Consider the following 12,371-nt stretch of genomic DNA (forward strand, 5'->3'; position numbering starts at 1 on the left):
CGTCATGTCCGGTGCCTGCCCAGGAGGTACGAAGGGACCGCGGCCAGCAGGATCAGCGCGGCAGCGTAGGGTGCGGCCGCCGCGAAGGACCCGGCGCCCGTCTCGGTCCAGAGGCGGGTGGCCAGGGTGTCCATGCCGGTGGGGCGCAGGAGAAGGGTGGCGGGCAACTCCTTCATGCAGACCACGAACGTGAGTGCCGCACCCGCCGCCACCCCCGGCGCGGCCAGCGGCACGGTCACCTCGCGCAGGACCTGCCACGGCCGCCGCCCCAGCGACCGCGCCACGTCCTCCAGCACGGGCGGCGCCTGGAGCACGGCGGCCCGCGTTGCGGCCACCGCGACCGGCAGGAAGAGGACCGCGTACGCGCAGACCAGGAGCGGGAGTTGCTGGTACAGGGGGTACGCGTAGCGGACCGCGAAGAAGACGAGGGAGAGTGCGACCGTGATGCCGGGCAGCGCATGGCCCGCGTACGCCGCCTGCTCCAGCAGGCGCGCGCCGCGCCCCCGGTGCCGGGCGGCGATCACCCCGACCGGCAGGGCGAGGGCCGTGGTGAGGGCGGCCCCGGCCGCGGCGACTGTGAGCGTGGCCCACGCGGTGTCCGCGATCCCGCCCAGGTCCCAGGTGGCCGAACTGCCGGCGGCCAGCCAGTACCCGAGGGTGCCGAGCGGGAAGACGACGGCCACGGCCACGACCGCCCCGCACCAGAGGAGGACGAGGGGCCGCCACCGGCCCAGTGCCATCGGTACGGCCGGGCGGGCGGTGCCGGTGCCGGTCCTGGCGTGCCCCGCGCGTCCGCGCGTACGGGCCTCGGCAGCGACCAGGGCCACCGTCATCACCACCAGCACGACGCTGAGCGCGGCGGCCGGGGTGCGGTCGAAGGACGCGCGGTACGAGGTGTGGATGGCGCGGGTGAAGGTGTCGTACCGCATCAGTGAGACCGCGCCGAAGTCGGAGAGCACGTACAGCGCGACGAGCAGCCCGCCGCCCGCCGCGGCCGGTCGCAGTTGCGGCAGAGTGACCCGCAGGAAGGTCGCCGCCGGGCCGTGGCCGAGGGAGCGCGAGGCCTCCTCCTGCGCGGGGTCGATGCCGCGCAGCGCGGCGGCGACCGGCAGATGGACGTACGGGAAGCTGACCAGGGTCAGGGCCAGTGCGGCGCCCGCGAAACCGGCGAGTCCGGGGGCGGCGGACAGCCAGGTGAAGGCGGCGACGTAGCTGGGCACCGCCAGCGGCATCGTGGCCAGCACCGACCAGGCGCGGGCGCCTGGCAGGGCGGTGCGCACCGTCAGCCAGGCCAGCGAGACGCCCAGCACCAGGCTGGCCGCGACGACCACGGCGGTGAGGCCGAGGCTGCGGCCGAGCAGGTGCAGCGTGCGTTCGTCCGCGACGACGTCCCAGGCGTAACCGGGGCCGCGTTCGAGGGCGCGGACGGCGAGATAGCCGAGCGGGAGCAGGGCGAAGAGGGCAGCCACGCAGGCGGGGACGAGCAGGACGAGGGGTGTTCTGCGCCCGGCCGTGCTAAGGAACGGCCGGGCGCCGCGCGCCATTTGGACCGTACGGAAACGGGGTGGCTCCCCGCCTGTCCGGGACCGACGTGCACCGGGCACCCCACTGCTCGTGTCGGGGCGCCCGGACTGTGGTGTGCGCACGGCCGTCAGACCAGCCCGACGTCCTGGAGCATGGCCTGGGTCTCCTGGACGGATTCCAGCTTGCCCAGGTCGATGTCGGGGGACTGGAGGGAGTCGAACGGCGGCAGGTCCTCGACTGTGCTCGTGACGCCCGCGGCCAGCGGGTACTCCATGGTCTTGTCGGCGAAGTAGGTCTGCGCCTCCTTGGACAGCAGGAAGTCGACGGCCTTCTGTGCGGTCTCGCTCTGCCCGCTGTCCTTGAGGACGCCCGCCCCGGCGACGTTGATCAGCGCGCCGGGGTCCTTGCCGGGCAGGAAGTGCAGCTTGGAGCCGACCTTGTCCTCGCCCTTCTCGGCGACCCGCTCGTACCAGTAGTAGTGGTTGACCAGCCCGAGAGAGACCTCGCCGGCCTCGACCGCGTCCAGGGTGGCGAGGTTGTGCGCGTAGGTCTTGGCGCCGTTGTCCTTCAGCGCCTTCAGCCACTCGCGGGTGGCGTCGTCGCCCTCCAGGACGCGCATGCCGGTGACGAAGGCCTGGAAGGAGGCGTTGGTGGGCGCGATGCCGACCTTGTCCTTCCACTCGGGCTTCACCACGTCGTGGACGCTGTCCGGGACCTCGTCCTCGGTGACCTTGTCCGGGTTGTACGCGATGACGCGGACGCGCCCGGAGAGGCCGACCCAGTCGCCCTCGCCGCCCTTGTAGGCCGTGTCCACCTTGTCGAGGGTGGCCTGGGGCAGCTTCTGAAGCATGCCCTCCTTGGAGAGAGCGCCGAGCGCTCCGGCGTCCTGGGAGAAGAACATTCCGGCCTTCGTCCTGTCCCCCTCCTCCAGGATCTGCGCGGCCAGCTCGGCGCTGTCGCCGTAGCGCACCTCGACCTCGGTGCCGACGGCCTTCTCCAGCTTGTCGAGGATCGGCTTGACCAACTTCTCGTTGCGGCCGGAGTAGATGACGAGGGCGGAGTCGCCGCCCTCCCCCGAGCTGCTCTTGTCGTCGTCGGAGCCGCAGGCGGCGAGGGCGGGGAGCAGCAGGCCGGCCGCGACGAGCGCGGTGATTCGGCCAGCCAGAGGGCGTCGCATGAGGGTGCCTTCCTGCGTGGTTCGCCGGGACGCCGCAGGTCGCGTCGTCGGGTGGCGAGCGGCGTAGTGACGCTTTTTAGCCAACTGTGAACATGCTATGAATAAGGTAAACCTTGCCTAACCGTCAAGGGATCTGTGTTACCGGCGGACTCTGCTGCGGAAGGCGCGCACCGTGATCGACCCCTTTGGGCCCCTCCAGGCGCCGCCCACCGTTTCCACCCCGTGGGCCGCCCCGCCCGCCTCGGTGCCCTTTCCGGAACCGCCCGTACGTCCGCACGACGCGCCGCCCGTACGTCCGCACGACGCGCCGCCCGTACGTCCGCACGGCGTGCCGTTCGCGCGGGAGCTCGCGGCGTACGGCGACCGCGTCGCGCTGATCACCCCGGAAGGGGAGCTCTCCTACCGCCGGCTGGCAGAGCGCGTGGCCGCCACCGCCGAGCGCCTCGGCCCCGTGCGCCGGCTGGTGCTGCTGGCCGGCGGCAACCGGGCCGACGCCCTCGTCGTCCACCTCGCCGCCCTCTCCGCGGGCCACCCCGTGCTGCTCGTCCCCGGCGACAACGACAGCGCGATACACGCCCTGACCGCCGCGTACGACCCGGACGTGGTGGCCCGGCCGAACGACCACGGCACCTGGACCCTCGACGAGCGGCATCCCAGCAGCAGCCACACCCTCCATCCGGATCTCGCCCTGCTGTTGAGCACCTCCGGTTCGACCGGCTCACCCAAACTGGTGCGGCTCTCCCACGAGAATGTCCAGGCCAACGCCGAGTCCATAGCCACGTACCTCGGCATCTCCGAAACCGACCGCGCGGCCACGACCCTCCCCATGCAGTACTGCTACGGCCTGTCGGTGGTCCACAGCCACCTGCTGCGCGGCGCCGGGCTGATCCTCACGGACCGTTCGGTGTCGGAGCCGGCCTTCTGGGCGGAGTTCCGCACCGCCCGCGGCACGTCCCTCGCGGGGGTGCCGTACACCTTCGACCTGCTCGACCGGGTCGGCTTCGAGCGGATGCGGCTGCCGCATCTGCGCCGCGTCACCCAGGCCGGCGGTCGGCTCGCGCCCGAACGCGTCGCATGGTACGCGGAGTTGGGGCGCCGATCCGGCTGGGAACTGTTCGTGATGTACGGGCAGACCGAAGCGACGGCACGTATGGCCTACCTGCCGCCGCACCTCGCCGCCGAGCGCCCGGAAGCCGTCGGGGTGCCGATCCCCGGTGGGTCCTTCCGGCTGCACCCGGTCGACGACCAGGATGATCCCGGGATCGGCGAACTGGTCTACTCGGGCCCGAACGTGATGCTCGGCTATGCCGAGAGCCCGGCCGACCTCTCCCTCGGCCGGACCGTACGGGAACTGCACACGGGGGACCTCGCCCGGCGCGCACCCGATGGACTCTACGAAATCGTGGGCCGCCGCAGCCGGTTCGTGAAGATCGTCGGTCTGCGGATCGAACCCCAGCGCGTCGAGACACTGCTGGAGCGGCACGGGGTCACCGCATACTGCACGGCGGACGGCGACGCGCTGGCTGTGGCCGCGGTGGGGGGCAAGGCCGTCGACGGTGACCGGCTGCGGCGCCTGGTGGCCGACGAGTGCGGAATCCCGGCCCGCGCGATACGGGTCCGGATCCTCGCCGAACTCCCGCGGCTCGCCGCGGGCAAGCCCGACTACGAGGCCGTACGACGGCTGACGCGCCCGGCACCGGAGGAGGTGGCAGAGGCAGGGCTCGCAAGGGACCTGTGCCGTCTCTACGCCGAGATCCTCGACCGGGCCGATGCCACCGAGGACAGCAGCTTCGTGAGCCTGAGCGGCGACTCGCTCTCCTATGTCGAGATGTCCCTGCGGCTGGAGGAGGCGCTCGGCGGGCTTCCGGCCCACTGGCACACGAAGCCGATCCGCGAACTGCGCGCCCTGGCAGCCCCCGTGACGGAACCGGCAGGCGCGGAAGCCGGCAAAGTCCCGGAAACCGAGCGGGCCAGACGGCCGATCCGGTGGAACGGGCGGAACCGTACCCGTAGCCACACCGGTACTCATATCCCGAAAACCCCGCGGTCATCGCGGTCCTGGCGCACCCGCCGCACGCTGGAAACCGGCGTAGCCCTACGGGCAGTGGGGATCGTCCTGATCGTCGCCTCGCACATACCCGTCTTCTCCCTCCAGGGCGGCGCGCATGTGCTGATCGGCGTCGCGGGCTTCAACTTCGCCCGTTTCCATCTCACCGGGGCCGAACGCCGCGCGCGCCTACGGCACCTGTGGCGCGGCATCGCACGCGTCGCCGTGCCGAGCGTGGCGTGGATCGCCGGCGCGGTGGCGCTGACCGGCCTCTACGACCCGGCCAACGCCCTGCTGCTGAACAGCCTCCTCGACCAGGGGACCGAACGTCCCGAATGGCACTACTGGTTCGTGGAGGCACTCGTCTACTTCCTGGTCGTCCTCGCCGTGCTGATGGCCGTCCCCCTCCTGGACCGGCTGGAGCGGCGGTACGCGTTCGGGGTGCCACTGGCGCTCCTGGCGGTCGGGCTGATCGGCCGGTACGACCTGCCGGACCTGGCACCCGCCCGCTTCCACCTCGGACCCACCGTGGTCTTCTGGCTGTTCGCGCTGGGATGGGCTGCCGCGCGGGCGACCACCACGCGACAGCGGTCGCTGCTCACGGCGGTACTCCTGCTCGCTCTCCCGGGCCTCTTCCACGACCAGCCGCTGCGCACCACTCTCGTGGTGGCCGGGCTGACGCTGCTGATCTGGGTGCCGACGCTGCCCAGTCTGGGCCCGCTCAACCGGATCGCGGGCATCCTGGCGAGCAGCTCGCTCTATATCTACCTGACGCACTTTCAGGTCTATCCCCGCGTCCCGGACGACTTCCCGCTCCTGGCCCTCTTCGCCTCCCTGGCCGTCGGCATCGGGTACGCGGCCGTGGCGACGCGGGTGGTCAGGCGGCTGTGACGCCTTCTTCCGCCGTGACGTGCGCCGGAATCAGCGGAACGCCGAGGGCGGTGGCTGCGGTGAGGCCACCGCCGCCGCGTCCGTGACCGCTGTGGCGCCCCCGGTGAAGTCGGTCAGCGTTCTGCCGTGTTCGACCCTCGCGGGGTGCGGGTCCGAGGCGGCGCGGCGGGTCAGTTCGGCGATCGGGAGCGGGCGGTCGGAGGCGACGAGGACCGCGTTGCCGAAGCGCTTGCCGCGCAGTACGGCCGGGTCGGCCACCAGGGCGAGCTCCAGGAAGACGCCCGCCGCCGTGGCGATCTGCCCGCGCAGGTGGGCCAGCGGCGGGCCGTCGGCGAGGTTGGCCGCGTAGACGCCGCCCGCCTTGACCACCCGTCGGACGTCGTCGAGGAACTCGGTCGAGGTCAGATGCGCCGGCGTGCGCGCCCCACTGAACACGTCCGCGATGACGAGGTCCGCCCAGCCGTCCGGCACCTTGGCGAGCCCCTCGCGGGCGTCGGCGGAACGTACGCGGATCCGGGCGTTCGGGTCCAACGGCAGTTCGCGGCGGACCAGTTGGACGAGTGCGGCGTCGCGTTCGACGGCCTGCTGGGTGGAGCGGGGTCGGGTGGCGGCGATGTAGCGGGCGAGGGTGAGGGCGCCGCCGCCGAGGTGCACGGCGTGCACGGGTTTGCCCGGCGGGGCGGCGAGGTCTATGACGTGGCCGAGGCGGCGCTGGTACTCGAAGTTCAGATACGCCGGGTCGTCGAGGTCCACGTACGACTGAGGGGCACCGTCGATGAGCAGCGACCAGGCACGCGCCCGGTCCCGGTCGGGTATCAGCTCGGCGAGCCCGCCGTCGACCGGGGCGACGACGGCCTGGGGCGCCGGCCGCCGGTCACCTGACCGCTTGTTCCGCGCCTTCGCCCTTGCCATCACGCCATTATCGCGGCGTACGGGCGGGGCGGCTCAGCGACGGCGGAAATGCGGTTCAAACTGCGGGTACGTCGTGGCTGGTCGCTCCCCCACTCTCGGCTTCTCCCCCACTCTCGGCTTCTCCCCCACTCTCGGCTTCTCCCCCACTCTCGGCTTCTCCCCCACTCTCGGCTTCTCCCCCACTCTCGGCTTCTCCCCCACTCTCGGCTTCGCTCGAGCGGGGGGACCCCCATGAGCGGGGGACCCCCATGAGCGGGGGGACCCCATCGCGGCGGAGCCGCATATGGCACAGCCCCGCACCCCTGAAGGAGCGCGGTCAACGGCAGTTGTCGGCCGCCTCGATCAAGCGAGCCGCCTCGTCCAGCGCAGCGCGCAGGACGACCGGGTCCGTGGCGAGCTCCGAGTCCTCCGGGGGCAGGAGCCAGCCGGAGCCCTCGACGGGCGGCTCCCCGGACACGGACCCAGAACCAACGCCCTCGGCGACCGCAGCCTCGGCGATGAGGCTGATACCCCCGCCGTCGGTCTGCGTACAGGTGCTGCCCGGCACGTCCCAGGCATCCGCCGTGCCAGGCGGCACCAGGAAGCCGAGGGTGTCGCAGGTGTCGTCGTGCAGGACGGGACCCACGGCCTCCGAGGCACCCCGGCGCAGGATGTCGACGGCCTCCAGGCCCTGCCGCGTCGGGACGGTGACGAGGTCACAAGGATCACAGGGATCGCAGGGATCATCGGGCTCCGCCTGCCCCGCACCGTCTGGCGGGGCGTCCGTCGGGAGTGGCGCACGGCGATCGATGCTCTGTCTGGTCTCCATTCCGGCCTCCATCGTGGAACCCCTCCTCGATCGAACTCACCGCATGGTTCAACGCGCCCGGACGTCAACGGCTACGGCGCAACTGAGCCGCAAAGGATGGCAGTTCATGGCAGATCATGGATGAGATATCCGGTTTGTAGCCAAACCTCGCGTGGTGGACTCGTCACAGCGGGTACGTTCTTGCCCGCCGGAATCCCGAGCGGGACCCGATCAACCCGAGTGGGAAGTGATCAACTCGCCTTGGTTCCGGCATGGTTCGACGGTTCGCGAGAGAGGGCCCGGCCATGGCGTCGTACACGACGACCTCGTCGTCCCAGTCACCTCGGCCACCGCGGCCGAACCTCGCCTTCCGGGAGCTGCGCGGGCAGCGTTCGCCGGGCGAGTTCGCCGCGGCGGTGCGACGGGCCGCGCGGGAGATCGGGGAGCGGGTGAGCTGCGACGCGCGCTATGTGGGGCGCGTCGAGGCGGGGGAGATCCGCTGCCCGAACTACGCGTACGAGCGGGTGTTCCTGCATATGTTCCCCGGCCGGTCGCTGACCGACCTGGGGTTCGCGCCCCGCTCATCGGTACGCGGACGCGGGGCGCGCGCCACGGATGAGGCGCTCCCCTCGCGCACCACGAGCCCGACGTACGCCCCGCATGAGACGGATGGGGCGCACGAGCCGTATGAAACGCAGGACGCGCAACACGCCTGCGGCACGCACAACACGTACGGCATGCAAGACACGTACGTAACGCAAGGCACGTACGAGTACCACGATCAGAACCACGAGGAGAGCGACGTGCAGCGTCGCGCATTCATGACCGGAGGCACCGCCACCGTGGCGGCCGCCTCCCTGGGCCCCCTGGGTCTCGCGTTCGGCGGCCCGGCCGTCGCGGCGGACCGTCCCGTGCACCGGGTCGGCGAGGCCGAGGCGGGCGCGCTCGAAGAGGCCGTACGGCAGATCCGGGTGCTCGACGACCGGCACGGCGCCGACGGGCTGTACCGAAGGGCGGCGGCTCCGCTGCGGGCCGCGTACGCCCTGCTGGACGCGGGCGCGACCCGGCGGGCGACCGCCGAGCGGCTGCACTCGGGCGCCGGTGAACTGGCCATCTCCGTGGGCTGGCTGGCGCACGACTCGGGGCGCTTCGGCGATGCGCGCTCGCACTACGCGGAGGCCCTCGCCACTGCCCGGGTGGCCGGGGACCCGGCCCTGGAGGCACACGCCTTCTGCAATACGTCCTTCCTGGCACGCGACGCGGGCCGCCCACGCGAGGCGGTGCGGGCGGCGCAGGCCGCGCAGCGCGGCGCACGTCCACTCGGTTCGGCCCGACTCCTGTCGCTGCTCGCCATGCGCGAGGCCGGCGGCTGGGCCGGGCTCGCCGACCGCACGGGCTGCGAGCAGGCACTCGCCCGCGCCCACGCGCTGTTCGACCGCGGGCCCTGCGACGCCGACCCGGAGTGGATGAGCTTCTACGGACCGGCCGAACTGGCGGGCCTGGAGGCCCAGTGCTGGTCGACGCTCGGCGACTGGCCGCGGGCGGCCCACCACGCCCGGCGCGCGGCCCGCCTCCAGGACCCCCATTTCACGCGCAACATCGCGCTCTACACCGCCGAACTCGCCGACGACCTGGCCCGCGCCGGCCACCCCGACGAAGCCGCCACGGCCGGACTGCGCGTACTGGACCTCCTGGACCTGGTGCAGTCCTCACGCGTCCAGACGATGCTCGCGGGCACGGCCCGCGTGCTGCTGCCGCATCGCCGCGCGACGGGGGTGTCGGACTTCCTGGAACGGCACGGGGCTCTGGCCCGGACGGCATAGGGCAGACGGTTTACGCGCTCCTGGGGCGCTTTGCGTAGGCACCTGACCGTTACGCGGTCAGGTGCCCGCAGTCGTTCCACGTCTCGACAGCAGGTTCTCCGTAGGCCCAGCCGAGCACCGACAGGGACGTCGGGTTGAGGCGGATCCGGGCCGCGAAGTCCAGGTCCAGGCCGAGCCAGCGGGCACCTATGGAGCGCAGGATGTGGCCGTGCGCGAACACGAGAACATCGCGGTCGGCGGAGCGCGCCCACGCCACGACCTCGTCCGCGCGCGCGGAGACCTCGCTGAGGGTCTCGCCCCGAGGCACCCCGTCGCGCCAGATCAGCCAGCCGGGCCGCCCCGTCTGGATCTCTGCGGGCGTCATGCCCTCGTACGCGCCGTAGTCCCACTCCATGAGGGTGTCCCAGACAGCCGCCCGGTCGCCGAAGCCGGCGAGTTCGCATGTCTCACGCGCGCGTGCCAGCGGACTCGTACGCACCTCGACCCCGGGGAGCCCGCCCAACGGCGCCCGGTGCAAACGCTCGCCGAGCAGCTTGGCGCCGCGCCTGCCCTCCTCCAGGAGAGGAATGTCGGTCCTGCCGGTGTGCTTGCCGGCCAGCGACCATTCGGTCTGTCCGTGCCGGGCCAGCAGGATGCGCGGAGCCATGAATTCAGCCTCTCCGGGTGACTCAGGGATGGATCAGGGATGACCCTCTGGTGGATCGCTCCATCATCGCCGAGGCTCTTGCGGGGCAACCCACTGGGCGATCTCTGCGTCTTCGAGGACCGAGGCGCCCCGTTCAGGCGTTCGCATAGGTTGGACCTTGGGGCGTGGCGCATCGGCCACGGGGGACAGAAGGGGGAGGGCGATCGGATGCGGCGGACCGATGTACCGGGCACCGAGGCGGTATCGCGCGCCCGGCCCCGCTGGTGGGCGGAACTGCCGCTGATCCTCCTGGTGTACGCCGTGTACTCGGCCGGCCGGCTGCTCGCGCGCGGGGACGTGACCACCGCCGTGGACCACGGTCTGGCGATCCTGCGCATCGAGAAGGTCTTCTACCTCAACGCCGAGCACCCGCTGAACCGCCTCTTCACCCGCGAGCCATGGCTCGGCATACCCGCCGACTTCTGGTACGCGTCGCTGCACTACCTCGTCACGCCCGCGATCCTGGTGTGGGTCTTCCGCTCCCGCACCGTGCGCTACCGGGCGGCCCGCACCTGGCTGCTGACGTCCACGTTCATCGGCCTGATCGGCTTCACGCTGCTGCCCACCTGCCCGCCCCGGCTGCTGTCCGCGGGGTACGGCTTCGTCGACACGATGGCCCAGTACAGCGACTACGGCTGGTGGGGCGGCGAGGCGAGCGCACCACGGGGCCTGGGCAGCATGACCAACCAGTACGCGGCGATGCCGAGCTTGCACGTCGGATGGGCGCTGTGGTGCGGGGTGATGCTGTGGCGGTACGGCGGCACGCGGCTCACCAAGGTCGCGGGGGTCGCGTACCCCTTGATCACCACGATCGTGGTGATGGGCACCGCCAACCACTACTTCCTCGACGCGCTCGCGGGCGCCGCCGTGATGGGCGTAGGGCTGCTGCTGACCCGGCCTGTGCTGCGGCTGGCGGACGTGGCCCGGCAGCGGTTCCGGATACTGCGTCCCGCCTGGGGCGGGACGACGGTCACACCGGGCTCGACACCGGTGCCGTCCGGCTCGGCATCGGGTACAGCATCGGGCGCGACACCCGTCACGGCGCCGGTTTCGGAACCGGCCCCGGAACCGGTCACAGTGGGCTCGCGCGGCACAGGCTCCTCAATTGTCAGTGGTGGATGCCAGACTTCCCCGGGTGAGCGAATTCCCGGACAGCGCAAGGTCAGTGCCGGCCCCGGTTCCGGCGCCGGGCAGAGAGCCGATCCCGAAGCAAGTCCCGCCGACGCGGGGGACGAGGCTCCGGCAGCGGCTCGCTGAGCTGCGCGGTCCTGCGGTCCCGGCGCAGCCGCTGGACGCCCGCGCTCTGGCGGCGCTCGCTGCGAACCCCGGCTGCAAGCGGCGCGCCATCCTCGACGGGGCGGGGGTGAACAAGGCGGCGCTGGCGAGCGCGCTCGGCTCGCCGTCGGCCTTCGGGCAGTCACAGTTCGCGTTCATGCGGGGCAATGCCTTCGAGGCCCGCGTCAAGGCCGACGGTGGCGCGGAGCTGCTGCGGCTGGTGCACGAGAAGCTGGACGCCGGGGCGGAGCCACCCGCGGCCGGCCTCGTTCCCGACCTGACGGCCGTGGGCCCCGAGGGACGTGCGGCCCGTACGGCACTGGCGCTGCGCGAAGCCACCGAGGCCGGCGCCTGGACGCTGCTCGACCACCCCATGCTCGCCCTGGACGTCGCGGGCTCCCCGGCCTTCCTGGAGCCTGACGCAGTGGTGGTGCATCCCGACGGCAGCTGGACGGTCGTAGAGATCAAGTCCTTCCCGATGCTGGACGGTTCGGCGGACGCCGCGAAGGTGGGCGCGGCGGCACGCCAGGCCGCGGTGTACGTACTGGCGCTGGAGCGGGTCGCGGACCGGCTCACCCCGGCCCCCGAGGTACGGCATTCGGTGCTCCTGGTCTGCCCGAAGGACTTCTCGAACCTCCCAGCCGCCTCCGCCGTCGACGTCCGCAAACAGCGCTCCGTGACCCGCCGCCAGCTGGACCGCCTCACCCGCATCGAGGACATCGCCGCCGCCCTCCCGGAGGGCACCTGCTTCGCCCCAGACCTCCCCACCCCCGACCTGACGGCGGCAGTCGAGTCGGTCCCCGCCACATACGCCCCCGAATGCCTCTCCACCTGCGAACTCGCCTTCCACTGCCGCGCCCGCTCCCGTGCAGAGGGCGCGGTGACGTCACTCGGCCGCTCGCTCCGGGCGGAGCTGGGCGGCTTGGCGCGGGTCGACGACGTCCTGTCGGCGGCCCGCGGCGAGTCCGGCGACCCGACCGACCCGGCGGTCGCTGCGCTGCGCAGAGCGGCGGAACTGCGGGCGGAGGCTCTGGGCGGCGCGGAGCTGCGCGCCGGGGTGCCGGGCGGCGGAGAGGGCGCGCGGGCCGAGGCATCGGGACGTGCAACGTGCTGAGCCCGTTCCCACCCCGGTGCGATCGGCGCCCCGTAAGGGCCGCGGTGCGTGACACCATGCGGCCCTGCCGCGCGGGCGCGACCAGCCCCCGCCGACCCGCACGCAATGCACCGGCCCGCGCGGAGCGCGCCGCGGC

9 protein-coding genes are annotated in these 12,371 nt (G+C 72.4%); 4 read left to right on the plus strand and 5 right to left on the minus strand.

Annotation, left to right across the window (positions count from 1 at the left end):
- Window positions 1-2: 2 nt before the first annotated feature.
- Together ACGFNK_RS04175 and ACGFNK_RS04180 are read right to left on the minus strand one after the other, a co-directional pair.
- Window positions 3-1,544, minus strand: coding sequence for an ABC transporter permease (locus tag ACGFNK_RS04175; RefSeq protein WP_393411756.1), 1,542 nt, complete (start codon window positions 1,542-1,544; stop codon window positions 3-5).
- 107 nt (window positions 1,545-1,651) lie between these two features.
- Window positions 1,652-2,701: an iron ABC transporter substrate-binding protein gene (locus ACGFNK_RS04180; RefSeq protein ID WP_386352488.1), complete on the minus strand. Its 1,050-nt coding sequence runs from the start codon at window positions 2,699-2,701 to the stop codon at window positions 1,652-1,654.
- Between the two features lie 172 nt (window positions 2,702-2,873).
- Here ACGFNK_RS04180 and ACGFNK_RS04185 point away from each other — a divergent pair, with 172 nt between their 5' ends.
- Complete coding sequence (locus ACGFNK_RS04185; RefSeq protein WP_393411758.1) at window positions 2,874-5,639, plus strand: AMP-binding protein; 2,766 nt, start codon at window positions 2,874-2,876, stop codon at window positions 5,637-5,639.
- Between the two features lie 30 nt (window positions 5,640-5,669).
- Here ACGFNK_RS04185 and ACGFNK_RS04190 read toward each other — a convergent pair whose 3' ends face one another.
- Both ACGFNK_RS04190 and ACGFNK_RS04195 read right to left on the minus strand, forming a co-directional pair.
- On the minus strand, window positions 5,670-6,551 hold the full coding sequence (locus tag ACGFNK_RS04190; protein WP_393411760.1) for a spermidine synthase: 882 nt from the start codon (window positions 6,549-6,551) through the stop codon (window positions 5,670-5,672).
- 316 nt (window positions 6,552-6,867) lie between these two features.
- Window positions 6,868-7,359: a hypothetical protein gene (locus tag ACGFNK_RS04195; protein WP_393411762.1), complete on the minus strand. Its 492-nt coding sequence runs from the start codon at window positions 7,357-7,359 to the stop codon at window positions 6,868-6,870.
- Window positions 7,360-7,643: 284 nt separating this feature from the next.
- Here ACGFNK_RS04195 and ACGFNK_RS04200 point away from each other — a divergent pair, with 284 nt between their 5' ends.
- Window positions 7,644-9,161: a hypothetical protein gene (locus tag ACGFNK_RS04200; protein WP_393411764.1), complete on the plus strand. Its 1,518-nt coding sequence runs from the start codon at window positions 7,644-7,646 to the stop codon at window positions 9,159-9,161.
- Between the two features lie 49 nt (window positions 9,162-9,210).
- On the opposite strand, the gene ACGFNK_RS04205 is transcribed toward ACGFNK_RS04200, so the two are convergent.
- A complete protein-coding gene (locus ACGFNK_RS04205) occupies window positions 9,211-9,807 on the minus strand; it encodes a histidine phosphatase family protein (protein WP_393411766.1) in 597 nt (198 codons plus the stop codon).
- Window positions 9,808-10,014: 207 nt separating this feature from the next.
- On the opposite strand from ACGFNK_RS04205, the gene ACGFNK_RS04210 reads away from it, so the two are divergent.
- Window positions 10,015-11,103 (plus strand): phosphatase PAP2 family protein, encoded by a 1,089-nt coding sequence (locus ACGFNK_RS04210; protein ID WP_393411768.1) that lies wholly within the window; start codon window positions 10,015-10,017, stop codon window positions 11,101-11,103.
- Complete coding sequence (locus ACGFNK_RS04215) at window positions 11,012-12,235, plus strand: hypothetical protein (RefSeq protein WP_393412164.1); 1,224 nt, start codon at window positions 11,012-11,014, stop codon at window positions 12,233-12,235. Before ACGFNK_RS04210 ends, ACGFNK_RS04215 begins: the two co-directional genes overlap by 92 nt.
- The last annotated feature ends 136 nt before the right edge of the window (window positions 12,236-12,371 follow it).

It is taken from the genome of Streptomyces sp. NPDC048825 (assembly GCF_043198355.1).
Classification (GTDB): Bacteria; Actinomycetota; Actinomycetes; order Streptomycetales; family Streptomycetaceae; genus Streptomyces; species Streptomyces xiangluensis.